Genomic DNA, 2,602 nt, shown 5'->3' with positions numbered 1-2,602 from the left:
AATATAAGCAACTTTATTTACATAATAACTATACTGCACAATTTATTTGTTCAAAACTGTCTTTTTATCGATGAAATGCAAGAATTTCTTTCTTTAGTTCTTTAAAATTAGTTTTCAACTTGTTTTTATGTCAAAAATTAAATATTTCATATTGCGATATGCGATATAAGTTGGATTATATAGTATGACTATGGGTAAGTAACATATCTAGTTCTTTATATGTTACTTCTTTTGTTTTTATTGTATTAAGTTTTAATTAGTAGAAAGTATCTTTTGTTCTTGGGATCATGTTGAATATTCATTCAAATGTGTAAAGGGCAGAATAAATTAATATTATTATGATTAGGAAGACAGCATTAAAAAATGTCATTTTATTGGAAATCTAATTTTACGGATTTTTTAATTTAGGTATGGTTATAAATTAAGTTGTGTATAATTTGCGGATAATAACTTCAATTTTTGGTCATAATGCAATATAGTTTTTTGTAAGTTAAAATTGGTTAATATTGCTTATCTTTGGAATGTACCATTAATCTTTTAAACCATGAAAAATAACGAATTTTCAGAATTCAACGAGGATTTGCCTTTAAGTGAACCTCAAATTGATTTGTTTATCTATGAAAATGGAGAACTAATATTAAATCCAGCAACTACTGAAGCAGAGAGAAAAGTAATTAATTCTTCTACAGGAAATAATTCTATTATGGAAATCGATGGCTTTACGCCATTTATAGAGGAGTATTCTAAAGGAATTCGAACGGGTAAAAAAGAATTCACCATTGACGTTGAAAGGATATATGATGAACATTCTAATCTTGATTTTATTTATAGATTAGATGAATAGCAAAACGGATTTGCCATCAAAGGCAAATCCGTTTTTATTACAATCTCCATTTTCTCCTTTTCAAAGGATTTATTTTTTTTCTATCAATATCAGAAAGGGAATCGTCATTTTGGATGGTTTCGCTTTGCTGTGTTTCTATATTATCAAAAGTATACTCGTCAAAATTTTTACTGTATTCAATGTCTGTTGCACTATCTTTTTCATCAAGGCTGGATTTTTCCAGATTTTTCAATACAATTACGTTGTTAAGATTGCCACGATGTAACTGATCAAAAACTTTAAGTACAGTTGTATACCCTATCAAAGATGCGATTTTACGAGCAGTATAATTTTTTCCTATATTTTCGCCTGTTATTTTTAAACCGGTTTTTTTATCCGAAAATGATATACCCACTATCTTACCATTCCTATCCTCTTTAAAATTTAGAGTTAAATCATTTTTTAATAAGATTGTTTTTAGATCTGTTAATGTTACTTTTTCATATTTTGAAAATATAGCATCGAGCTCTTTTTTTATTAATGCTTTTGTTTCGTTGTGTGTTTCTTTATTTTTTTTAAAAATTACATCTAGGTTTTTCTTTGTTGGTTTTAAGTACAGTGAGCTTGCTTTAATGCCTCTCTGGTTTTGTTTAAAGTCTCCTGTTAAACTATTAAAAACCAAGCCTTCCTTAACATAACCTTCCTCGTCTATCACATCTAGCCTTGCGATAACTTGCACATCAATATTATGGTTGTTCAAGTACATTACAAACTCAACGAAACTTTGAATTTGTAAAACCTCTAGAGCATTCTTTATATGGAAATTGAGTTTATCTCGTAGATTAGGTGCATCCGCTAACCGTGATTGTACAATCACTTTTTGCTTTTGTGAGCTAACACGTGTCAAGTTATGCCGTATTTCTATCTCTCTCGTAACACGCTGACTGAGCCTAAAATTATCTGAACTAGCAATATATTTTCCATTAGTATCTAATTTTGACGTTACTATGTGTATATGAGGGTGAATTGTATCATCGTGTTTATATGCAAGATAGGGGTGGTCTGAATCAAAGCCAATTCCGATGAGATACTCTTTAGCAATATCTTTCAAAGTAGCATCCGTCAAAACCGCATTATCCGCGGGAAGGAAGTTTAGAGATATGTGAGCAAACCTATCTTGACGCTTACTTTTTACGTTATTTCCATAAGCTGCTATAATGTTTTCGGCCACTTTTAGATCATCCTTAAATATATTCCCGAAATCTAATACAATTGCTTCTTGCGCTAGTACCTTATTGTTGTTGTATCTGATGAAAGGCTCAAGCTTTGAAAATTTTGTTATATTGGCTATCATTCGGTAAGTAGTTTTTCTAATTCATTTAATAAAGTCCAAAAGTTTCTTATATCAAGATCGGAAAACTGATCAGTACTATTTGCTTTTTTTGCCAATTGATTAAGGTTATTTCCTATGCGATTGAGTTCAAAAATGTATAACGGATCTTTATTTGTGTTTATGTGAATGGTTTTATGTGATGTCGAATTCATTATAATGGTTTTCAATGTTTTGCTATCAACAAGTAATCCTTTCTCTTGTAGCTTCGTACATTCAGGTTCATTAAATGATAGAATGAGACGTTTATTTAGTTTTAATTGTTCATTTTTCTTTGGAGCTCCGCCTTTATTTTTCATATAGTTTATTTTTAAATTGTTTTAAAAACACGAGTTTACGAGTGTTTTTTTTTATTATGTTAACACGGTTTTTTGTACAAAAAACATACC

Annotated in this window: 3 protein-coding genes; 1 reads left to right on the top strand and 2 read right to left on the bottom strand. The window is 29.6% G+C overall.

All coding sequences use genetic code 11. The annotated features are described in order from the left end of the window. Positions 1-544: 544 nt before the first annotated feature. On the top strand, positions 545-844 hold the full coding sequence (locus FPG59_RS15445; protein ID WP_086455441.1) for a hypothetical protein: 300 nt from the start codon (positions 545-547) through the stop codon (positions 842-844). 37 nt (positions 845-881) lie between these two features. Here the strand turns inward: FPG59_RS15445 and FPG59_RS15440 are convergent, their stop codons facing one another. Next, positions 882-2,177 (bottom strand): relaxase/mobilization nuclease domain-containing protein, encoded by a 1,296-nt coding sequence (locus tag FPG59_RS15440; protein ID WP_086455440.1) that lies wholly within the window; start codon positions 2,175-2,177, stop codon positions 882-884. Then, positions 2,174-2,512 carry a plasmid mobilization relaxosome protein MobC gene (gene mobC / locus FPG59_RS15435; RefSeq protein WP_086455439.1) on the bottom strand — a complete coding sequence of 113 codons (339 nt, stop codon included), beginning with the start codon at positions 2,510-2,512 and terminating at the stop codon, positions 2,174-2,176. Before mobC ends, FPG59_RS15440 begins: the two co-directional genes overlap by 4 nt. Positions 2,513-2,602: the final 90 nt, after the last annotated feature.

The sequence above is a fragment of the Flavobacterium sp. FPG59 genome (assembly GCF_002150205.1).
Classification (GTDB): domain Bacteria; phylum Bacteroidota; class Bacteroidia; order Flavobacteriales; family Flavobacteriaceae; genus Flavobacterium.
The sequence above is the reverse complement of the archived record's forward strand: the minus strand, read 5'-3'. Positions and strand labels throughout refer to the sequence as shown.

Coding starts and splice junctions, on each gene's coding strand:
- FPG59_RS15445 (WP_086455441.1), top strand. CDS start 545: ATGAAAAATAACGAATTTTCAGAATTCAACGAGGATTTGCCTTTAAGT.
- FPG59_RS15440 (WP_086455440.1), bottom strand. CDS start 2,177: ATGATAGCCAATATAACAAAATTTTCAAAGCTTGAGCCTTTCATCAGA.
- mobC (WP_086455439.1), bottom strand. CDS start 2,512: ATGAAAAATAAAGGCGGAGCTCCAAAGAAAAATGAACAATTAAAACTA.